The sequence below is a fragment of the Caulobacter sp. BE264 genome (genome assembly GCF_031457805.1).
In the GTDB taxonomy this organism is placed as follows: Bacteria; Pseudomonadota; Alphaproteobacteria; order Caulobacterales; family Caulobacteraceae; genus Caulobacter.
The window spans coordinates 700,505-719,399 of the sequence record NZ_JAVDXI010000001.1 but is presented as its reverse complement, the minus strand read 5'-3'; the positions used below and the strand labels follow the sequence as shown (position 1 = coordinate 719,399).

Sequence of the window (18,895 nt, the reverse complement as noted above, 5' to 3'; positions counted from 1 at the left end):
CAAAGGCGCGGCGCTCATCTTATCAATGATCACCATGCGGGAGGCGACGACGGGACGCAAGCGAACGTCGTTCGTTCTTAACGCCTCGTAAGAACTCTACGGCGTACTCTCCGGACCCAAGCGATCGACGTTGCCGCAAGGGCAGCGGCGATGAGGGAAGAAAACATGTCGGACGTCGAAACCACGCTGCGCGGTCCCGAGGCTTATAAGATCGCCTCGCGCGCCCTGGAGCTCATGGAGCGGCATCAGGTTTGGCCAACCGCGCTGAACTTTGAGCTTTGGACGCACTATGTGGCCGACCCGAACGGCGCCCTCGCGCGTGAATTGACGCGGCTCATCTCGCTCGGAGAGCCCATGACCGAGCTGGTCAGCGAGGAGCTGGCAGCGACCTTCTTGCCCAAGGCGCGCTTGAACGAACAGATCCGTGACGCCGGCGACATCCTGTCAAAGGAATTGGAGGCTGTCTCCAAGGCCATACAGAACGCCCAGAAGTCGAATGCTGCGTTTGGCAAGGAACTGGCCGGCGCGAGCAAGAGCTTGGATACACAGACCGACGTCGCCGCGATCAAGGCGGTCGTCGGGAGCATCGCCGAAGCCACGCGGCGCGTGCACAAGGAAAACCAGTCGCTGGAGGCGCGCCTCGCCGACTCGACCGCCGAGGTCGAGCGTTTGCGCGAGCATCTTGAACAGGTCCGCCGCGACGCCACGACCGACGGCTTGACCAACCTGGCTAACCGCAAAGCCTTCGACGAAGAGCTCGACCGCGCCTGCGCCGAGGCCGAGGAGAACGGCGCCTCGATTTGCCTGGCCGTCCTCGACATCGACCACTTCAAGGGCTTCAACGACACCTGGGGTCACCAGACCGGTGACCAGGTCATCCGTTACGTGGCTTCGGTCATCGGCCGTGTCGCCGCCCCGCCCCGCTTCGCCGCCCGCTACGGTGGCGAAGAGTTCGCCATGATCTTCCCGCGCGAAAGCGCTGCGATTGTCGCCACCACGCTGGAGGAAATCCGCGTTGAGGTGTCGTCGCGCATGCTCAAGCGCCGCTCGACCAACGAGGATCTCGGCGCCATCACGGTTTCCTCGGGTTTCGCCGAGCGCAAGGCGGGCGAGTCGGGCCACTCGGTCATGGAACGCGCGGACGCGGCGCTTTACGCCTCCAAGCGTGGCGGTCGCAACCGTGTGACGGCGGCGGAGTCGATGCCCGGGGCAGCCAACGCCGCCTGATCTTTTTTCAGCAGAAGACCTACCTTCACGCCGCCGGTCCCTGATCGGCGGCGTTTCTGTTTGCGAAGATTTCGCTAGCCTTCCCAAAGGGCAAAGGCGCCTAGAGTCTGGCCCAACGAACAAGGGAGGCTCCGCCGTGGACTATCAGAAGATCCGTGTCTCGACGCAGGACGGCGTCGCCACTGTCACCCTCGCCGATCCGGCCACGCTGAACGCCGCCAGCCCCGAGGTCGCGCGCGAACTGCATCACGCCTTCTCTTCGATCGCCGCCGGCAAGATCGAGGCTCGCGCGGTGATCCTGACCGGCGAAGGTCGTGGCTTCTGCTCGGGCGCCAACCTCTCAGGCGGCGGCGCGGCTGGCCGTGAGGCGGACGTCGACGGCAAGCCCGACGCCGGATCGGCGCTTGAAACCGTCTACAACCCGCTCATGACGCTGCTGCGCGACTTTCCGCTGCCGATCGTCACAGCGGTCAACGGCCCGGCCGCAGGGGTCGGCTGCTCGATCGCGCTGATGGGCGACCTGATCGTCGCCGCCGAGAGCGCCTACTTCCTGCAGGCGTTCCGCCGTATCGGTCTCGTGCCCGACGGCGGTTCGACCTACTTGCTGCCGCGCCTGATCGGCAAGGCGCGAGCCATGGAAATGATGCTGCTGGGCGACAAGGTTCCCGCCGCCACAGCTTTGCAGTGGGGCCTGGTGAACCGTTGCGTCCCGGACGCCGAGTTGATGGCGACGGCGCACGCCCTGGCGCTGGAGCTCGCCAAGGGACCGGCTGCCCTGGGCGTCATTCGCAAGCTTGTCTGGGACAGCCTGGACAGCGACTGGATCGGACAACTGCACGCAGAGCGCAAAGCCCAGAAGATCGCCGGCAAGACCGAAGACTTCATCGAGGGCGTCACCGCCTTCCTCCAGAAGCGCGCTGCGGCGTTCAAGGGACGCTAGCGGACGCCTGCAGGTCCAGAAGGATGCGCATCGCTCCTTCCGCCTGCTGCGCGGGGACAAAAACATGGTCGTGGCGCAGCGCCGCGACCATGTTGCAGGCGATCCCCGCAGCGGCGAGTGCGCCGGACACGGCTGCGGTGAGACCCACGCCGCCCAGCGCCGAATAGACGTTCAACGTGATCAGAGCCATGGGCGCTTCAGTCGCAAACCCCGCCGCCTCCGCAGTGCGGCGCTCGAGGATCACGCTGACGCCTTCGACCTCGCGAAACATCGCCAGCGGCTGCAGAGACGCCCAGTCCTGATCGCCGGCGGCGCAGAAGACATAGTGTCCCGGCTTCAACTCCGGCGTCATACCGGCGATCATTTCGCGAGTTTCGCGAACGACCTCCGTCATTTATCCGAAGCGTCGAGGTAGGGCTTGTAGCTCTTTTCCTCGACGATCTCAGACCCGGCCGCTTCGTTGATGGCGCGCTTGATCGCGGCGCGCCGGTCGTTGTCGATATAGACTCGGCGCGCCAGGGCCACGAAGTCAGGACCAAAGTCCTGGCGGCGCTCGCAGTCGCGCTTGCCGTCCTCGATGTCCCAGAGGGCTGCGTTGACGGCGGTCAGCGCTTCGGTCAGCTGGGCGATCTCAGCGTTTTCCGGCAGGTGCTCGCGGGCCGTCGCCTCCAGCAGCGCGAGCTCCTTGCGGACATTGGCCTCCTTGGCCGGATCGCCGATGCGCTGGGCCTTCACGCGCAGGATGGTGATCTTGTCGACCAGTTCGCCCGCCGAGATCGGCGCGAGGATGGACATTCAGGACGCTCCGGAAACCAGCTTCTCGAGCGCCTCCCAAGCCGCGTCGACCGGCAGTGCGCCCATGCCGCTTCCGTAGTCCTCCGCGACCAGCATCTCAAGCTGCTGGGCGGCGGGGCGGAACTTCACAGCCTTGCGACGGTCCTGCTGCAGCGAGAGCAAGGGCGCGCCACCGGCGGCCAGCATGTGGCCGGGCCCCGCATCATTGGCGACCCCGGCGGCCATGCGACCGGCCAGAGCGATGACCAGCAGCGGCCCCTTCACGGACAGACCGTCTGTGCGGTTGCGCTCGGGCTGCAGCGCCTGCGGAACCTCACGCGCGGCGATCGCCGCATCGTCGGCTTCATCAGGACCGAACAGAAAGACCGGCGTCCAGCCCTTGGTCTGCACGCGCCGCGCCAGCTCGAGATAGTTCTCGAGCGGCCAGCGCTTGTCCTGTCCGCCAGCGCCGGGGGCCAGGCCGACATAGGTCGGGCCGGCCGGTAACAGAAGCTCTGCGGCTTTCAGCGCGTCGGGATGGGCCAGGGTCAGGGGCCTCGGCGCGCCCTGCCCGTCCGTCGCCAGGGCCAGTAGTCGCGCCAGACGGTCGGTCACCGCGACCGGCCAGTCCTGGTTACGCGCCTGATGCGCGGCCGAAACGAAGCGGCCGGCGGCGGCGCGACGGGCGACGGCGCTGCGGCGGAGGTTCTCCTGGGTGTCGATGACGAGGTCGAACCTTCGGCCGCTAAACGGCCTCGACCACGGCAGACTGTCCAGCGCGGCCGCGCCGTTACGCCCCTCCAGGATCACCTCGTCGACATAGCCGGCCACGACGGCCTTCAGCGGCCCCGTATAGACGGTCTCGCCCTTGGCGGCGCACCAGCTGATCCGCGCGTCGGGAAACGCCGCGCGTAGGCCGGCGATGAAGGGCAGCTTGATCAGGCCGTCGCCGATCACCTCGCCCATCGAATACACAAGAACCGTCTGGACCATGGCCGTGTGTCGCCGCCTCCTCGATCACGGTCAATCACGGAAATGTAAGTGAGCACTCACTTGCAATTCCTCGCCCGCCTGCAATGCTCGTTTCATGAGCGCGAAACCCCGCATCGAGCGCGGGGCGCTGGAGGCCTTCGTCACCGAAGGCGTCGACGCCACGACCACCAAGACCATCGCCGCCCGAGCCGGCGTGTCCGAAGGCGCGATCTATCGCCACTGGAAGAGCAAGGACGCCCTGGCGCTGGGCCTCTTCATGGGTTGCCACAGACGGCTCTCGACACTGATCGCTGAGGAGGCCGCCGCCGCCAGCGGGATCAAGGCCAAGGCCGCGGCGCTGGTGAAAGCCTATTGCGCGGTCGCCGACGAGGACTGGCTGCTGTTCTCGTTCCACCTGCTGCAGTTACACCACTTCCTGCCCTACTATCAGGAAGACGGCCGCGATCCGGTCACCCTGGTCGAGGACCTGATCAAGCGAGCGATGATCAACGCCGAGCTGCCGCCGGGCGACCCGCGCGTGCTGGCCGCCATGGCCATCGGCGTGATCACCCAGACCGCCCAGAACAAGGCCTATGGCCGCCTGGGCGACGACGCCCTCTCCGCCCACGCCCCCCTGATGACCGCGGCCGTCCAGGCCGTGCTGTTCGCGCGATAAAGGACACCCTTCAATGCGCAGCGTTTTGTTCAACGCCTACTATTGGGTTCTGTCGATCTTCTACGGCCTGTCGGCGGCCTTCGCCGCCCTGGCGCCAGGCCGCGAGGCCGTCACCTTCACCCTGCGGCTCTACAGCCGTCGTATGCTGTGGGCGCTGGACGCTCTGGCGGGCGTCAAGGTGCAGGTGAAGGGCCAGGAGCACCTGCCCTCGGGTCCCTGCATCATCGCCGCCAAGCACCACAGCTGGGGCGATGGCTTTGTAATGTTCGCCCATGTCGACAACCTCAGCTTCGTCACCGGCGATCACCTGGAGAAGTTCCCGCTGGTCGGCGCGATCCTGAAAAAGTTCGGCGCCATCGTCGTCGACAGCTGCGGCGGTCCCGAAGCGCGCGAGGCGCTGTCCAAAAGCGCCGCCCAGATCGCGGCGGAAGGCCGGCGCATCCTGATCTATCCCGAAGGCCACCTCGCCGCGCCGGGCGAGCATTTCCGCTACCGCACGGGCGTCTACTACATGAGCAAGGACTTCGGCCTGCCGGTGGTGCCTGTCGCCACAAACCTCGGCTGCTTCTGGAAGCAGCAGGAGAAGGCGAAGACGCCGGGCGTCGCGACGATCGAGTTCCTGCCCGCCCTGCCCCAGGGCCTGGAGAAGGACGACTTCATGGCGCTGATGCAGACGACGATCGAGGGGCGTACCAATACGCTGATCGCGCAAGCGCGCGGCGAGCCGGTGAGGCCCTCCGTGCTGGTCGAGTGGGATGGCAAGAAGAACGTGCCCTCGACGCCTCGAGCGGCGGAGGCGTCGGCCTAGACCTCGACCGGACACTCGGCCGGGATCGCCACAAAGGTCCCTTCGGCGCGCCGCTTGGCGAAATGGGTCTGGGCGCAGGCCGAGGAGCACAGCAAGCCCGTGTCCGACCAGTAGAGCGGCGCGTCGTCCTCATGCTTGAAGCGCGGAGCCCCCCAAGCCAGGCCGCATTCCACGCAGGATGGGGTCTTGGCCAGCATCAGTCCTGTACCTCCGCCGCCGGCTGGATCGTGACGCTCTCGCCGCAGCCGCAGGCGTCGGTCTCGTTGGGATTATGGAACACGAACTTTGAGGACAGCTTGGTGACCTCGTAGTCGATCTCGGTCCCGACCAGGAACAGCACGGCCTTGGGCTCGATCAGGATGGTAACGCCCTTGTCCTCGACGACCTCGTCGATCGGGCCTTTCTCCTTGGCGTATTCGAACACGTACTCCTGGCCCGCGCAGCCGCCATTCTTCACCCCGACCCGCAAGCCCGCATAGGGCTGGTCGGCCTTGTCCATGATCTCCTTCACGCGCGCGGCCGCGGCGTCAGTAAGGGTGACGACCTTGGGGCGCGGACGGCGGGGACGCGTTGTGATGGTCGGTTCCATAAGGCTCAAACACTCCCTAACCCGACATCCCCGGCGAACGCCGGGGTCCAGATCCATCCGGAACGGCTCCGGGCTTCACCTGGGTCCCGGCATTCGCCGGGAAGATCGGAGGAAAGACACTAGAACATGTTCAGTTGCAGCTTGGCCTCGTCGCTCATGCGCGAGGCGTCCCACGGCGGGTCGAAGGTCAGCTCGACCGTGCAGGACTTCAGGCCCGGGATCTCCATCACCGCGTCCTTGACCCAGCCCGGCATCTCGCCGGCCACCGGGCAGCCCGGCGCGGTCAGGGTCATGTCGATGGCGACGTCCTTGGAGTCGCTGACATCGACCTTGTAGATCAGGCCCAGCTCATAGATGTCGACCGGGATTTCCGGGTCATAGACGGTCTTCAGCTTTTCGATCAGCTGATCCGTCAGCCGATTCAGCTCGTCCTGGGTCAGAGCCGTAACGGTTTCCTGGGAGGCGGCGTCGGTCATCGGGAGCTCAACTGAAGAAACTGCGGGCCTTGGCCAGCGCGTCGACGAACGCGTCGGCCTCGGCCTCGGTGTTATATAGGGCGAAGGAGGCGCGCGCGCTCGACGTGACGCCGAAACGGCGCATCAAGGGCTCGGCGCAGTGGGTCCCGGCGCGCACGGCCACGCCGTAGCGGTCCAGCACCTGGGCGATGTCGTGGGCGTGGGCGCCCTCGACCGTAAAGGACAAAACCGCGCCCTTGCCGGGCGCCTCGCCTAGGATCCGCACGCCGTTGACGCCGCGCAGCCGCTCGGCGACCCGCTCGTAGAGGGCGTGCTCGTGAGCGAAGATGGCGTCGCGATCCAGGCCGTTCAGCCACTCGATCGCCGCGCCCAAGCCCACGGCCTCCAGGATCGCTGGGGTGCCGGCTTCGAAGCGATGCGGCGGGTCGGCGTAGGTGATCTTGTCCAGCGCCACCGAAGCGATCATCTCGCCACCGCCCTGGTAAGGTGGCAAGGCCGCCAGGCGCTCGGCCTTGCCGTAGAGCACGCCGATGCCGGTCGGGCCGTACAGCTTGTGGCCGGAGAACACGTAGAAGTCGACGTCCAGGGCCTTCACATCGACCCTAGTGTGAACCACGCCCTGGCAGCCGTCCAGCAGCACCGGCGCGCCGGCCGCATGGGCCAGGCGGACGATCTCGGCCACGTCATTGACCGTGCCCAGCACGTTGGACATGTGGGTGACGGCGACCATCCTGGTCTTCTCGGACAGCAGGCCCTTATAGGCCTGCATGTCCAGGCGCCCGTCATCCAGCACCGGGATGAACTTCAACACCACGCCCTTGCGCTCGCGCAGGAAGTGCCACGGGACGATGTTGGCATGGTGCTCCATCTCGGAGAGCACGATCTCGTCGCCGGCGTTCAGCGACAGGCCAAACGAGCTGGCGACCAGGTTCACCGCCTCGGTCGCGCTCTTGGTCCAGACGACCTCGTCGCGATCGGCGTTGATGAAGCGCGCGACGGTTTCCCGCGCTTTTTCATAGGCTTCAGTCGTTTCGTTGGCCAGCGTGTGCAGGCCGCGATGGACATTGGCGTAGGAGGTCCGCGCCAGGCCCATCATGGCGTCCAGCACCGCGTCGGGCTTCTGGGCGCTGGCGGCGCTGTCGAGATAAATCAACGGCTTGCCGTGGACTTCTCGCGCCAAGATGGGGAACTGTGCGCGGATCGCGGCGACATCGTAGGGCGCGTCAAAAGCCATCAGGCCTCGCTCCCCAGCTTGCGGGCCACCCAGGCGGCGGCGAGCTCGCGCGCGCCGTCATGGACGATACGCTCGATCACTTCACCGACGAAGGCTTGCGTCAGCATGGCCTTGGCGTCCGCTTCTGGGATACCGCGCTGCTTGGCGTAGAACAGCACCTCGTCGTCCAGCGCGCCGATCGTGTTGCCGTGAGCGCAGGAGACGTCGTCCGCGAAGATCAGCAGTTCCGGCTTGGCGTCGATCTCGGCCTTGTCCGACAGGATCAGGGCGTGGTGGCCCATCCGGGCGTCGGTCTGGTCGGCGCCCTTCTCGACCACGATCCGGCCTTGAAAGACACCGCGGGCCTGGTCGGTGACCATGCCCTTGGTCAGCTGGCTGGTGACGCCGTCGAGGCCACCGTGGGTCACGACGCTGGTCAGGTCGGCGTGCCGCTGGGCGTCCAGAAGATAGGCGCCGTCGAGGCGAACCTCGGCATGGGCGCCGGGATGACGGACGCGGGTCTCGATCCGCTGGCGACGGGCGCCGGAGGTCAGAACGGTCTGGGCGAACTTGGCGCCGGGGGCCAGGGCGACCTCGGCGGTGACGACGTTGACCGCTTCGGCCTCGTCATCGACCAGCACGATCCGCTCCAGCGAGGCGCCCTCGCCCACGGCGATGTCGAGCGCGACGTCGGAGACAGAAGCCCCAGCGCGGCCTTCATGGCTTTCCAACAGCACCAAGCTTTCGCCTGGCTTGACGACCAAGGCGTGGCTGGCGCCCTGCGCGGTCTTGTCGGCCAGCGCGACGAAGCGCAGGGCGACGACGCCTGAGGCGACGTCCGACGCGACAGTGCGGCGGCCGTTGACGAACACGGTCTCGGCGTCGGCCAAGCCTGCGAACGGGCCGGCCGGAACCTCGCCGTCATGCGCCGGCGCGGCCGGCGGCAGGGTCTTCAGCAGGCCCCGCAGGTCGGTCCAGCGCCAGTCCTCGTCACGCCGCGACGGCAGCGCCGAGAGGTCGCCGGTCTTGAGGGCGGTCGAAAGGGTCAAGCCGCCGCCCCCACGATGCGGTCATAGCCTTCGGCTTCCAGCTGCAGGGCCAGTTCCGGACCGCCCGAGGCGACGATGCGGCCGGCGGCCAGCACGTGGACCTTGTCGGGTTTGATGTGGTCCAGCAGGCGCTGGTAGTGGGTGATGACCAGCATGCCGCGCTCGGGCGAGCGCAGGGCGTTAACGCCTTCCGACACGATCTTCAGGGCATCAATGTCGAGTCCGCTGTCCGTCTCGTCGAGGATCAGGAATTTCGGCGAAAGCATCGCCATTTGAAGGATTTCCATCCGCTTCTTCTCGCCGCCCGAGAAGCCGACGTTGAGGCCGCGCTTGAGCATCTCGAAGTCGATCTTCAGCGCCGCGGCCTTTTCCTTGGCCAGCTTCAGGAAAGCCGGCGCGGCGATCTCGTCCTCGCCCCGCGCGCGGCGCTGGGCGTTGAGGGCGGTGCGGATGAAGGTCAGGGCCGGAACGCCCGGAATTTCAAGCGGATATTGAAACGACAGGAACAGGCCCTTGGCCGCCCGTTCGTTGGGTTCCAGGGCCAACAGGTCCTCGCCGTTCAGGCTGGCCGAGCCCTCGGTGACCTCATAGCCGTCGCGGCCGGTCAGCACGTAGGACAGGGTCGACTTGCCGGCGCCGTTCGGCCCCATGATCGCGTGGACCTCGCCGGCCGGCACGTCCAGCGTGACGCCCTTCAGGATCGGCTTGTCCTCGACGCGGGCGTGAAGGTTCTGGATCTTAAGCATGGGTCTCGTTGAGTTTTCTGTACTCGGCGTCGTGCCCCGCGAAGGTTCCGGCGACGGCGATTTGGCCTTGGATGGCGGCGTTTAGCAGCGAAAGATCCTCAGACGGGATCCAGTATTCCTCGTGCCCGGGCGTGCCGGAGACCTTGTTCTCATAGGCGTCGAGGAACGTCTTCGACACGGCGAACTGAACGACGTATCCGCGGCGATAGGTCGAGTGCGCCGCGTTCCAGTCCCGCGCCAGCTGGGCCGCGAAGGCTTCGTTGGTGACCGGCCGAAAGATCGGCTGCTCGATGTCATGCGGCGGAAAGGCTCTCCAGTCCGACGCCTTGATCGCTTGCAGCTCCTCCAGGCCGACAGGCTGGTAGAGGGTGACGTTGGTCATCCCACGCTGCCCTCCAGGCTGATCGCCACGAGCTTCTGAGCCTCGACGGCGAATTCCATGGGCAGTTGCTGCAGCACGTCCTTGACGAAGCCGTTGACCAGCAGGGCCACCGACTCCTCTTCCGACAGGCCGCGCTGCTGGCAGTAGAATAGCTGGTCGTCCGACAGCCGCGTGGTGGTGGCCTCGTGCTCGAACACCGACTGGCCGTTACGAGCCTCGATATAGGGCACGGTGTGGGCCGCGCAGTCCTTGCCGATCAACAGGCTGTCGCACTGGGTGAAGTTGCGCGCGCCCTTGGCCTTGGGGTGGGCCGAAACCAAGCCGCGATAGGTCGAGGTCGACTTGCCGGCGCTGATGCCCTTGGCGACAATCCGCGAGCGGGTGTTGGCGCCCAGGTGAATCATCTTGGTGCCTGTGTCGGCCTGCTGATGACCGTTCGTCACGGCGATCGAATAGAACTCGCCCGAAGAGCCCTCGCCGCGCAGCACGCAGGACGGATACTTCCAGGTGATGGCCGAGCCGGTCTCGACTTGGGTCCAGGACACCTTGCTGCGGTCGCCGCGGCAGTCGGCGCGCTTGGTCACGAAGTTGTAGATGCCGCCCTTGCCGGTCTCGGGATCGCCCGGGTACCAGTTCTGGACGGTCGAGTACTTGATCTCGGCGTCGTCCAGCAGAACGAGCTCGACCACGGCCGCGTGCAGCTGGTTCTCGTCGCGCATTGGGGCCGTGCAGCCTTCCAGATACGAAACGTACGCGCCCTTGTCGGCGATGATCAGGGTGCGCTCGAACTGGCCAGAATCCTTGGCGTTGATCCGGAAATAGGTCGACAGCTCCATCGGGCAGCGCACGCCCGGCGGGACGTAGACGAAACTGCCGTCCGAGAAGACCGCGCTGTTGAGGCAGGCGAAATAGTTGTCGGAGGTCGGCACCACGCTGCCCAAGTACTGGCGCACCAGCTCCGGATGCTCGCGGACCGCCTCGCTCATCGAGCAGAAGATGACGCCGGCCTGGGCCAGTTCCTTCTTGAAGGTGGTCACCACGCTGACGCTGTCGAACACGGCGTCGACGGCGTAGCGCGGCGCGCCTTCAACGCCGGCCAGAACCGCCTGTTCCTTCAGAGGGATGCCGAGCTTTTCGTAGACGGCCAGCAGCTCCGGATCGACTTCGTCCAGGCTCTTGGGGCCTTCCTTGGTTTTCGGGGCGGCGTAGTAGTAGGTGTCCTGGTAGTCGATCGGCGGATAGCTGACCTTGGCCCAGTCGGGCTCGTCCATCGCCAGCCAGCGGCGATAGGCTTCAAGCCGCCATTCCAGCATCCATTCCGGCTCTTCCTTCTTGGCCGAGATGAAGCGCACGATGTCCTCGGAGAGGCCCTTGGGGGCGAACTCCTGATCGATGTCGGTGGTAAAGCCGTGCTCGTACTTCTCGAGCGCGGCGACGGTTTCGACAGTCTCTTTGACCGCGGCCATTAAGCCACCTCCCGGCGCCGTGCGCCGATACGCTTCCACGCGGCGAGCCAGGCGTCGCCGCACTTGATCCAGTCCCGCTCCGTGCTCGCCCAGCCGCCGCTGATACGCAGGGCGAATGGGGCGAGATCAGCGCGGCCCATGGCTTCCACCACGCGGCTCGCCTTGACCTTGCCCGAAGAGCAAGCGCTGCCGGCGCTGACCATGATCCCGGCCAGATCCATGTTCATCACCTGGACTTCGGACCCGAAGCCCTCGCCCGCGAAGCACAGGGTCTGCGGCAGCCGGTCCACGCCTTCGCCCAACACGACCGCGCCTTCCGCCTTGAGCCGATCGGCCAGGGCGTCGCGCCATTGGGCCTGTTCGGCCATCGAGGCAAGACCCTCATGGGCGGCCTTGGCGGCGGCGCCAAACGCCGCAATCCCGGCAACGTTCTCGGTGCCGGCCCGACGGCCGCGCTCCTGACCGCCGCCATGCAGGCGACGGGAGACGCTCGCGCGAGTCCCGGCGACCAGCGCGCCGACGCCCTGCGGCCCGCCCAGCTTATGGGCAGACAGCGCCATGGTGTCGGCGCCCAGACCGGAAAAGTCGATCGCGATCTTGCCGGCGGCTTGGACGGCGTCGACATGCAGCCAGCCTTCGTGGGCGCGGACGAGAGGCGAGGCCTTATCCACAGGCTGGATGACGCCCGTCTCGTTGTTGGCCAGCATCAGGCAGACCAAGGCCTTGCCAGGCTTGGCAAGCGCTTGCGCCAGCCAGTCGAGATCGGCGACTCCGCTGCTATCCACAGGCAGGACTTCGACCGGCAGACCCGAGACCTTGGCCGTCTCGGTCACCGCGTCGTGCTCAATCGCGGAGATGATGATGCGCTCGACGCCCGCGACCTTGGCGCTCTCGATGGCCAAGGCGTTGGCCTCGGTGCCGCCGCTGACAAAGGTCACCGAACCGGCCGGCACCCCGACCAAGGCCCCGACTTCGGCGCGGGCGCGCTCGACCAGGTCGCGGGCGGCGCGGCCGGCGGCATGAACAGACGAGGGATTGGCCGGACTCTCCAAGGCGTCCAGCAGCGCCTTAAGCACCTCGGGCCTCAGGGGGGCCGTGGCGTTGTAGTCGAGATAGACCGAGGGTCGGGAAGCGTTCACTCGGCCGCGATCTCCATCGGGCGCGCCGGGCGCAGTTCACCCGCCAGCACGTCGGCGACCGAGACCGAAGCCAGATAGCCGTGGATCTGGCGGCCCATCTCTTCCCAGAGGTTATGCGTCATGCAGCGCTCGCCGCCGGCCATGCAGCCCTTGGCCTGACCCTTGGTGAAGTTGCAGCGGGTGGCGCGCAGCGGCTCGTCGACCGCCAGCACGATGTCGGCGATGAAGGTCTCATCTGAGGCCTTGGCTAGGCGATAGCCGCCGCCGGGCCCCCGGGCGCTAATCACCAGACCCTTGCGACGCAGGCGCGCGAAGAGCTGCTCCAGATAGGAAAGCGAGATCTGCTGGCGCGCAGCGATCTCGGCCAGCGCCACGGCGCGGCCATCGCTCTCGTCCTGACGCTTGGCCAGGTCGGTCATCGCCATCACGGCGTATCGGCCTTTGGTGCTCAGGCGCATCAGCCTTACCCCTTGCAGATTCCGCGCGCATCGGCTTTTGCGTGTGCTACAAGCCGCGACTTCGCGCGCGGACGGTGTGTCCGCATTGCGGCTGCGATTTAGGAAGACCAAGCGCGGCGGTCAAGTATTCTGGCCCTCAAAAAGGCCAGGATCCGCCGTGGCCAGCTAAAGGGGACGATATGCCTGATGTGATTTTGACCGGCGCGTCCGGCCGGATCGAAGGTCGCTATTCTCCGGGCAAGACCGAAACGGCGCCGATCGCGCTGATCCTGCACCCGCACCCCAAAGCCGGCGGTCATATGAACCACCCGGTCTCGGTGCAACTGTATCACCTGTTCATGAAGCGCGGTTTCGCGACCTTGCGGTTCAATTTCCGCGGCGTGGGTCGCAGCCAGGGCGAGTTTGACGCCGGCATCGGCGAGCTGGCCGATGCGGCTACCGCGCTGGACTGGCTGCAGACTAGCAACCCGACCGCCAGCCAGACCTGGGTCGCGGGTTTCGACTTCGGCGCCTATATCGGCATGCAACTCCTGATGCGCCGTCCCGAGACGGACGGTTTCATCTCGGTCTCGCCGCCGACCAACATGTACGACTTCAGCTTCCTGGCGCCCTGCCCCGCCTCGGGCCTTTTCCTGACCGGTTCGGCCGACACCATCACCCCGCCGGTCGAGGTGGAGCGCGTGGTGACCAAGCTGCGCACCCAGAAGGGCATCACGATCGACTACGAAGTCATCGACAAGGCCACCCACTTCTGGGCCGAGCACCTGCCCAGCGTCGAGAAGAGCGTCAGCGACTATCTCGACAAGCGCCTGGCGGAAAACCCGATCTAGCGACGTTCAGAAGGCCTCCCTCGCGGAGGCCTTCTTTATTTCAGGGTTCGACTATCCGCCCGCCGGTCATGGGCGCCGTCACACCCGTGGTGCCGGGGAAGCTGATCGGCAGGCCCTGGGCCGTTCTAGCCGCCAGATAGGCGAAGGCTTCGGCCTCGATGCTGTCGCCGCGCCAGCCATAGGCCTCAGCGGTATGGACCGGCACGGGCGCGCGCCTGGCCAGGGTCTGCATGATCGCCGGATTGTGTCGCCCGCCACCGCAGACGATCAGGGCGCTCGGCGCCTCGCCGGTCTGGGCGAAGGCCTTGAACACGGCCTCGGCGGTGAAGGCCACCAGGGTCGCCGCCGCATCCTCCGCCGACAGATGCTCGATCGGCGCCAGCGAGAAATCGTAGCGATCCAGCGACTTGGGCGCCGGCGCGTCGAAGTAGGCGCTGTCGAGCAGGGCCGCCAAGGCGGCCTCATCGATGCGGCCGGCCCGGGCCAGCCGGCCGTCCTCGTCGAAGCGGCCCAGGCCCCGCTCCTGCAGCATCAGGTCGATCATGCCGTTGCCGGGTCCCGTGTCGAAAGCCAACAACTCTCCGCCCGCGCCGATCAGGGTGATGTTGGCGACCCCGCCAACATTAAGCGCCGCGACCGGCGCGGAGAGGCCCGAGGCCCGGGCGCGCGCGGCGTGATAGATTGGGGCCAGAGGCGCGCCCTCCCCGCCCGCGGCGACATCGGCGGTGCGGAAATCGAAAGCCACCGGCCGGCCGCAGGCCTTGGCCAGGCGCTCAGCGTCCAGCAGCTGCACTGTGCGACCTAGCCGCTCGGCCGTTGGGCGCTCGTGAAGGACAGTCTGGCCGTGCACGCCCAGCAGGTCGAACTCTCTCCACGACAGGCCGTGCTCGTCCAGGAAGCTTTCCGCGGCCTGAAAATGCTCGTCCGCCACCGCGCGGCGGGCCTCCTCGAAGATTACCGGCTCGGGCGCGCCACGCGGCCAGGCGCGAGCGACGTCGGTGGTCTTGAGCAGCAGGTCACGGGTCGCCTCCCGCAGCTTGCGCTCCCCCGCCGGTCCGAAAGCGTGAATGTCGACGCCGTCCGTTTCAAGCACCGCCATGTCGACCGCGTCCAGCGAGGTGCCGGTCATGAATCCCAGGATCTTCATGGGAACGTTGACTGCCATGCCCGTTAAACGGTAGCTAGGCCCCATGATCGACGCTTTCGTCCTGGCCCGCTTCTATTACCGCCCGCTGCCATAGCGGGAGGCCGACCAGACACGTCGCTTAGCCCCCGCCTCGCCGGGGTCGCTTCAACGCAGTCGATCATGCGCTCCGGCATCCTCCCGGAGTCCAAAATGAACCCCTCACACACAGTCCAAGCCGTGCTAGACGGCCCGCCAAGCCAATCAGAGAGTCAATCCATGTCCGCCGCCTCGTCCTTCAAGTCAGAGTTCCTGCGAACCCTGGAGGCGCGCGGCTACATCCACCAGATCACCCATCCGGAGGAACTTGACACAGCGGCGCAAGGCGGCCCGATTGTCGCCTACATCGGCTTCGACGCCACCGCGCCCAGCCTGCACGTCGGGTCGCTGATCCAGATCATGCTGCTGCGCCGCCTGCAGCAGGCCGGCCACAAGCCGATCGTCCTGATGGGCGGCGGCACGACCAAGGTCGGCGATCCCACGGGCAAGGACGAGAGCCGCAAGCTGCTGAGCGACGCCGACATCCAGGCCAATATCGCGGGCATCAAGACGGTGTTCTCGAAGTTCCTGACCTTCGGCGACGGTCCGACCGACGCGATCATGGTCGACAACGACGTGTGGTTGTCGAAGTTCGGTTACGTCCAGTTCCTGCGCGAGTACGGCGTTCACTTCACGGTCAACCGGATGCTGGCCTTCGACTCGGTCAAGCTGCGCCTTGAGCGCGAGCAGCCGATGACGTTCCTCGAGTTCAACTACATGCTGATGCAGGCGGTCGACTTCCTGGAGCTCAATCGGGCCCACGGCTGCGTGCTGCAGATGGGCGGCTCGGACCAATGGGGCAACATCCTGAACGGCGTCGAGCTGACCCGCCGTGTCGACCAGAAGAGCGCCTTCGGCCTGACGACGCCGCTCTTGGCTACGGCCTCCGGCGCCAAGATGGGCAAGACGGCGGCGGGCGCGGTGTGGCTGAACGCCGAGCAGCTGAGCCCCTACGACTACTGGCAGTTCTGGCGCAACACCGAGGACGCCGACGTCGGCCGCTTCCTGAAGCTGTTCACGGATCTGCCGCTAGACAAGATCGCTGAACTGGAAGCGCTCCAAGGCGCCCAGATCAACGAGGCCAAGAAGGTGCTGGCCGACGAGGCCACCCGCATGGCCCACGGCGAGGAAGAAGCCCGCAAGGCCCGCGACGCCGCCGAAAAGGCGTTCGAGCAAGGCGCGCTTTCGGCCGACCTGCCGACCTTCGAGATCCCCTCGGCCGATCTGGAGGCTGGCGTCGTGCTGGCGGCCCTGTTTGCTGACGCGGGTCTGGCCGGCTCGCGCGGCGAAGCACGCCGCCTGGCCCAAGGCGGCGGCCTCAAGGTCAACGACAAGGCCGAGGCCGACGCCAACCGCTTGATCACCGCCGCCGACCTCGTCGAAGGCGTGGTCAAGCTGGCGGCCGGCAAGAAGAAGATCGTGTTGGTGAAGCCTGTTTAGTTATGAGTTGATTGTCATCCCGCCCCTGGCGTAGCGAAGGCGGGACTCGGCCAGACTCACGGCCATTGGCGGTTCCGGCTCAGCGTGTTCAGCGCTGGGCCGGGACGACAAACTTCAAGGAAGCGTTCGATGCTGCAGCCCGGCGACAAGGCTCCCGATTTCGACCTGCCGACCGACACCGGTCGCGTCAGCCTGTCGGCCCTGAAAGGCAAGAACGTCGTCCTCTATTTCTATCCGAAGGACGACACCGCCGGCTGCACCTCAGAGGCGCTGCAATTCTCGTCGGAAGTCGAGGAGTTCCAGAAGCTGGGCGCAGTGATCATTGGCGTGTCGAAAGACAGCGCCGCTTCGCACGCCAAGTTCCGCGCCAAGCACGACCTGACAATCGAGCTGGCCGCCGACACGCTGGGCGATGTCGTCGAGGCCTATGGCGCGTGGGTCGAAAAAAGCATGTACGGCCGCAAGTACATGGGTATTGATCGTTCGACGTTCCTGATCGACCGCGAGGGCGTTGTCCGCGAGATCTGGCGCAAGGTGAAGGTCCCAGGCCACATCAAGGCGGTGATGAACGCCGCTAAAGCAATCAAATAGCGCCGTTGGCTCGCGCGGGAGACGCGCCCGGGTGTTGCAACAACGCATCGGCTTGTGACGTTTCGGCGCGGAACCAGGGTTCTGCCGTGGCCGTTCTGGTCAGAGATCGTTAAGCATTGAGGCGCAAAGTTCAATTTTGCGACTCGCGCTCTCTTCGGGCGCGAAGACCCTTGCGCGCTTCCGTTTTATCATTGCATATCGCCGGGACCTGAAACGGGGGGTTTCCTGGGCCGATGGCGATCAAACGCTTCAAGCGACTGCGGCAATCTCTGGAAGCCCTTTTTCCCGAACGGCACATCTACATCCGCTCCGGCGGCGAGATGCGCGGCTATGTCTTCTCAACCAACAAGCAGTTGCTGGGCGCCGCCGGCGTCGCCGTGGGCGCCCTTTGGATGGGCGTCTGCACTGCGGCGATGATGGTCAACGCCCTGGCAGTCAGCTCGACCGATCAGCAGGTCATCAAGCAGAAGGCCTACTATGAACGTCTGAACGCTGATCGTCAGGCCCGCCTGAACAGCGCGGTCGCGCAACTCTCGGCCACCAACGGCTCGCTGGAAGAGCTCGCCGCCTCGGTCGAGAAGCGACACGCCGCTCTCGCCCTTCTGGTCTCCGATTTCAAGGGCGTTCCCGGCGCCGCCGAAGCCCTGACCGTGGCCAAACCGCGCTTGCTCGCCGCCAGCCCGGTGCAGCGGGTCCAGGCCACTCGAATGGACCAGGAGCGCCTGATTGACGCCGCCGAAAGCTTCGCCAAGAGCCGCGCCGAGCGCCTGCGCCTGGCCATGCGGATGGCCGGTCTGGACGCGGGGAACTACACCGGTCGCGGCGTGTCGCTGGGCGGTCCGCTGATCGAAGCCAAGGATCCCCGCGCCCTCGCCGCCGTCCTGGACGTCGACGAAGACTTCGCCACCCGTATCCAGCGCGCCGCCAACGACATGTCGGACATGCGCTCGCTCGGGGCGGCCGCCAAGAAACTTCCGTTCTATCGGCCCACCAGCAACCCGGCCCTGTCCTCCAGCTACGGCGTCCGGTTCGATCCGTTCACCCGCCGTCCGGCGTTCCATTCGGGCCTCGACTTCCCGGGCGGCTATCATACGCCAATCATGGCCACCGCCCCTGGCGTCGTGTCGTTCACGGGCGTCCGATCGGGCTACGGCAAGACTGTCGAAGTCGACCATGGCGGCGGCTTCAAAACCCGCTACGCCCACCTCGCCGCGATCAGCGTCCGCGTCGGTGAGCGTGTGGCCATCGGCTCGCGGGTCGGCGGCATGGGCTCGACCGGCCGCTCAACCGGGCCGCACCTGCACTATGAAGTCTGGGTCAACGGCAAGGCTCAGAACCCCAACCGCTTCTTGAAGGCTGGTGAGTATGTTCAGCAAGCAAGCTAAGTCGAACAACAAGACCCCCGCGCGCATCGAGCCGCTGCCGACTCCGATGGCCGCCGCGCCGACCGAACCCACGCGGCGTGCGCCGCCGAAGGTCGCCTCGCTTCTGTCGGCCGACCTGACCATCGAGGGTGGTGTCACTGGTGAAGGCGAACTGCAGATCGACGGCGTGGTGAAGGGCGATGTTCGCGTCGGCCGCCTCACGGTTGGCGAAACGGGTCATGTCGAAGGTTCGGTCTACGCCGAGGCGGTCGAAGTGCGCGGCCGCGTTGTCGGCGCAATCACCTCCAAACAGGTTCGCCTATACGGCACCTCGTACGTCGACGGCGACATCACCCACGAGCAACTGGCCATGGAAACCGGCGCCTTCTTCCAGGGGCGCAGCCTGAAGTTCCAGCGCCCCGCCCCCGCCCCGTCGCAACCGGCGCCGCATCCTGAACACCTGGCGATCGCCAAGACCGCCGGTTGATCGCCCGTCATCGGAAACGCAAAAACGCCCCGGATCGCTCCGGGGC

At 66.3% G+C, this 18,895-nt stretch carries 24 protein-coding genes; 10 read left to right on the top strand and 14 right to left on the bottom strand.

Annotation, left to right across the window (positions count from 1 at the left end):
• The first annotated feature begins 165 nt into the window (after positions 1–165).
• Positions 166–1,227, top strand: a complete 1,062-nt coding sequence (locus J2X45_RS03545; RefSeq protein ID WP_310211380.1) for a diguanylate cyclase domain-containing protein — start codon at positions 166–168, stop codon at positions 1,225–1,227.
• Positions 1,228–1,363: 136 nt separating this feature from the next.
• A complete protein-coding gene (locus tag J2X45_RS03540; protein ID WP_310211378.1) occupies positions 1,364–2,167 on the top strand; it encodes an enoyl-CoA hydratase/isomerase in 804 nt (267 codons plus the stop codon).
• Here J2X45_RS03540 and J2X45_RS03535 read toward each other — a convergent pair.
• From J2X45_RS03535 to J2X45_RS03525, 3 genes are read right to left on the bottom strand one after another with little or no spacing between them, the layout of a single operon-like run.
• Entirely contained in the window at positions 2,154–2,561 is a 408-nt protein-coding gene (locus J2X45_RS03535; protein ID WP_310211376.1) for an ACT domain-containing protein, read from the bottom strand. The two genes, J2X45_RS03540 and J2X45_RS03535, sit on opposite strands and share 14 nt — an antisense overlap.
• A complete protein-coding gene (locus tag J2X45_RS03530) occupies positions 2,558–2,962 on the bottom strand; it encodes a DUF6165 family protein (protein WP_310211374.1) in 405 nt (134 codons plus the stop codon). The genes J2X45_RS03535 and J2X45_RS03530 overlap by 4 nt, the downstream gene beginning before the upstream one ends.
• Positions 2,963–3,934: a glycosyltransferase family 9 protein gene (locus J2X45_RS03525; RefSeq protein WP_310211373.1), complete on the bottom strand. Its 972-nt coding sequence runs from the start codon at positions 3,932–3,934 to the stop codon at positions 2,963–2,965.
• Between the two features lie 94 nt (positions 3,935–4,028).
• Between J2X45_RS03525 and J2X45_RS03520 the strand changes: the two genes are divergently transcribed.
• Entirely contained in the window at positions 4,029–4,589 is a 561-nt protein-coding gene (locus tag J2X45_RS03520) for a TetR/AcrR family transcriptional regulator (protein WP_310211371.1), read from the top strand.
• Between the two features lie 13 nt (positions 4,590–4,602).
• Entirely contained in the window at positions 4,603–5,397 is a 795-nt protein-coding gene (locus J2X45_RS03515; protein ID WP_310211369.1) for a lysophospholipid acyltransferase family protein, read from the top strand.
• On the opposite strand, the gene J2X45_RS03510 is transcribed toward J2X45_RS03515, so the two are convergent.
• The 10 genes from J2X45_RS03510 to J2X45_RS03465 form a co-directional block, all read right to left on the bottom strand.
• Positions 5,394–5,594, bottom strand: a complete 201-nt coding sequence (locus J2X45_RS03510; RefSeq protein ID WP_310211367.1) for a hypothetical protein — start codon at positions 5,592–5,594, stop codon at positions 5,394–5,396. The genes J2X45_RS03515 and J2X45_RS03510 overlap by 4 nt on opposite strands.
• The gene (locus J2X45_RS03505) at positions 5,594–5,995 is read right to left on the bottom strand and encodes an iron-sulfur cluster assembly accessory protein (protein WP_310211365.1); all 402 of its coding nucleotides are present in this window, start codon (positions 5,993–5,995) and stop codon (positions 5,594–5,596) included. Before J2X45_RS03505 ends, J2X45_RS03510 begins: the two co-directional genes overlap by 1 nt.
• Positions 5,996–6,105: 110 nt before the next feature.
• Positions 6,106–6,462 carry an SUF system Fe-S cluster assembly protein gene (locus J2X45_RS03500; protein WP_010919725.1) on the bottom strand — a complete coding sequence of 119 codons (357 nt, stop codon included), beginning with the start codon at positions 6,460–6,462 and terminating at the stop codon, positions 6,106–6,108.
• 7 nt (positions 6,463–6,469) lie between these two features.
• The gene (locus J2X45_RS03495) at positions 6,470–7,696 is read right to left on the bottom strand and encodes a cysteine desulfurase (protein WP_310211362.1); all 1,227 of its coding nucleotides are present in this window, start codon (positions 7,694–7,696) and stop codon (positions 6,470–6,472) included.
• Positions 7,696–8,724: a Fe-S cluster assembly protein SufD gene (gene sufD, locus J2X45_RS03490; protein ID WP_310211360.1), complete on the bottom strand. Its 1,029-nt coding sequence runs from the start codon at positions 8,722–8,724 to the stop codon at positions 7,696–7,698. Before sufD ends, J2X45_RS03495 begins: the two co-directional genes overlap by 1 nt.
• On the bottom strand, positions 8,721–9,470 hold the full coding sequence (sufC, locus tag J2X45_RS03485) for a Fe-S cluster assembly ATPase SufC (RefSeq protein ID WP_310211358.1): 750 nt from the start codon (positions 9,468–9,470) through the stop codon (positions 8,721–8,723). Before sufC ends, sufD begins: the two co-directional genes overlap by 4 nt.
• Entirely contained in the window at positions 9,463–9,852 is a 390-nt protein-coding gene (locus tag J2X45_RS03480) for a hypothetical protein (RefSeq protein WP_310211356.1), read from the bottom strand. The genes sufC and J2X45_RS03480 overlap by 8 nt, the downstream gene beginning before the upstream one ends.
• Positions 9,849–11,318 (bottom strand): Fe-S cluster assembly protein SufB, encoded by a 1,470-nt coding sequence (sufB, locus tag J2X45_RS03475; protein ID WP_310211353.1) that lies wholly within the window; start codon positions 11,316–11,318, stop codon positions 9,849–9,851. The genes J2X45_RS03480 and sufB overlap by 4 nt, the downstream gene beginning before the upstream one ends.
• Positions 11,318–12,457, bottom strand: coding sequence for a cysteine desulfurase family protein (locus J2X45_RS03470; RefSeq protein WP_310211351.1), 1,140 nt, complete (start codon positions 12,455–12,457; stop codon positions 11,318–11,320). Before J2X45_RS03470 ends, sufB begins: the two co-directional genes overlap by 1 nt.
• Positions 12,454–12,915 (bottom strand): Rrf2 family transcriptional regulator, encoded by a 462-nt coding sequence (locus tag J2X45_RS03465; protein ID WP_310211349.1) that lies wholly within the window; start codon positions 12,913–12,915, stop codon positions 12,454–12,456. Before J2X45_RS03465 ends, J2X45_RS03470 begins: the two co-directional genes overlap by 4 nt.
• 179 nt (positions 12,916–13,094) lie before the next feature.
• On the opposite strand from J2X45_RS03465, the gene J2X45_RS03460 reads away from it, so the two are divergent.
• Positions 13,095–13,745 (top strand): alpha/beta hydrolase, encoded by a 651-nt coding sequence (locus J2X45_RS03460; RefSeq protein WP_096051276.1) that lies wholly within the window; start codon positions 13,095–13,097, stop codon positions 13,743–13,745.
• 40 nt (positions 13,746–13,785) lie between these two features.
• Here J2X45_RS03460 and J2X45_RS03455 read toward each other — a convergent pair whose 3' ends face one another.
• Positions 13,786–14,892, bottom strand: a complete 1,107-nt coding sequence (locus tag J2X45_RS03455; RefSeq protein ID WP_310211347.1) for an anhydro-N-acetylmuramic acid kinase — start codon at positions 14,890–14,892, stop codon at positions 13,786–13,788.
• 43 nt (positions 14,893–14,935) lie between these two features.
• Here J2X45_RS03455 and J2X45_RS03450 point away from each other — a divergent pair, with 43 nt between their 5' ends.
• From J2X45_RS03450 to J2X45_RS03430, 5 genes are all read left to right on the top strand, one after another.
• Positions 14,936–14,986, top strand: coding sequence for a hypothetical protein (locus J2X45_RS03450; protein WP_310212084.1), 51 nt, complete (start codon positions 14,936–14,938; stop codon positions 14,984–14,986).
• A 95-nt stretch (positions 14,987–15,081) separates the two neighbouring features.
• Positions 15,082–16,407: a tyrosine--tRNA ligase gene (gene tyrS, locus J2X45_RS03445; protein ID WP_310211344.1), complete on the top strand. Its 1,326-nt coding sequence runs from the start codon at positions 15,082–15,084 to the stop codon at positions 16,405–16,407.
• 129 nt (positions 16,408–16,536) lie between these two features.
• Positions 16,537–16,998, top strand: coding sequence for a peroxiredoxin (locus J2X45_RS03440; protein WP_310211342.1), 462 nt, complete (start codon positions 16,537–16,539; stop codon positions 16,996–16,998).
• Between the two features lie 233 nt (positions 16,999–17,231).
• Positions 17,232–18,383 (top strand): peptidoglycan DD-metalloendopeptidase family protein, encoded by a 1,152-nt coding sequence (locus J2X45_RS03435; protein WP_310211340.1) that lies wholly within the window; start codon positions 17,232–17,234, stop codon positions 18,381–18,383.
• On the top strand, positions 18,364–18,849 hold the full coding sequence (locus J2X45_RS03430) for a polymer-forming cytoskeletal protein (RefSeq protein WP_310211338.1): 486 nt from the start codon (positions 18,364–18,366) through the stop codon (positions 18,847–18,849). Before J2X45_RS03435 ends, J2X45_RS03430 begins: the two co-directional genes overlap by 20 nt.
• Positions 18,850–18,895: the final 46 nt, after the last annotated feature.

Excerpts from the sequence above, each read along its gene's own strand:
- J2X45_RS03545 (WP_310211380.1), top strand. The coding sequence starts at position 166 with ATGTCGGACGTCGAAACCACGCTGCGCGGTCCCGAGGCTTATAAGATC.
- J2X45_RS03535 (WP_310211376.1), bottom strand. The coding sequence starts at position 2,561 with ATGACGGAGGTCGTTCGCGAAACTCGCGAAATGATCGCCGGTATGACG.
- J2X45_RS03530 (WP_310211374.1), bottom strand. The coding sequence starts at position 2,962 with ATGTCCATCCTCGCGCCGATCTCGGCGGGCGAACTGGTCGACAAGATC.
- J2X45_RS03525 (WP_310211373.1), bottom strand. The coding sequence starts at position 3,934 with ATGGTCCAGACGGTTCTTGTGTATTCGATGGGCGAGGTGATCGGCGAC.
- J2X45_RS03520 (WP_310211371.1), top strand. The coding sequence starts at position 4,029 with ATGAGCGCGAAACCCCGCATCGAGCGCGGGGCGCTGGAGGCCTTCGTC.
- J2X45_RS03515 (WP_310211369.1), top strand. The coding sequence starts at position 4,603 with ATGCGCAGCGTTTTGTTCAACGCCTACTATTGGGTTCTGTCGATCTTC.
- J2X45_RS03510 (WP_310211367.1), bottom strand. The coding sequence starts at position 5,594 with ATGCTGGCCAAGACCCCATCCTGCGTGGAATGCGGCCTGGCTTGGGGG.
- J2X45_RS03500 (WP_010919725.1), bottom strand. The coding sequence starts at position 6,462 with ATGACCGACGCCGCCTCCCAGGAAACCGTTACGGCTCTGACCCAGGAC.
- J2X45_RS03495 (WP_310211362.1), bottom strand. The coding sequence starts at position 7,696 with ATGGCTTTTGACGCGCCCTACGATGTCGCCGCGATCCGCGCACAGTTC.
- sufC (WP_310211358.1), bottom strand. The coding sequence starts at position 9,470 with ATGCTTAAGATCCAGAACCTTCACGCCCGCGTCGAGGACAAGCCGATC.
- J2X45_RS03480 (WP_310211356.1), bottom strand. The coding sequence starts at position 9,852 with ATGACCAACGTCACCCTCTACCAGCCTGTCGGCCTGGAGGAGCTGCAA.
- sufB (WP_310211353.1), bottom strand. The coding sequence starts at position 11,318 with ATGGCCGCGGTCAAAGAGACTGTCGAAACCGTCGCCGCGCTCGAGAAG.
- J2X45_RS03465 (WP_310211349.1), bottom strand. The coding sequence starts at position 12,915 with ATGCGCCTGAGCACCAAAGGCCGATACGCCGTGATGGCGATGACCGAC.
- J2X45_RS03460 (WP_096051276.1), top strand. The coding sequence starts at position 13,095 with ATGCCTGATGTGATTTTGACCGGCGCGTCCGGCCGGATCGAAGGTCGC.
- J2X45_RS03455 (WP_310211347.1), bottom strand. The coding sequence starts at position 14,892 with ATGAAGATCCTGGGATTCATGACCGGCACCTCGCTGGACGCGGTCGAC.
- tyrS (WP_310211344.1), top strand. The coding sequence starts at position 15,082 with ATGAACCCCTCACACACAGTCCAAGCCGTGCTAGACGGCCCGCCAAGC.
- J2X45_RS03440 (WP_310211342.1), top strand. The coding sequence starts at position 16,537 with ATGCTGCAGCCCGGCGACAAGGCTCCCGATTTCGACCTGCCGACCGAC.
- J2X45_RS03435 (WP_310211340.1), top strand. The coding sequence starts at position 17,232 with ATGGCGATCAAACGCTTCAAGCGACTGCGGCAATCTCTGGAAGCCCTT.
- J2X45_RS03430 (WP_310211338.1), top strand. The coding sequence starts at position 18,364 with ATGTTCAGCAAGCAAGCTAAGTCGAACAACAAGACCCCCGCGCGCATC.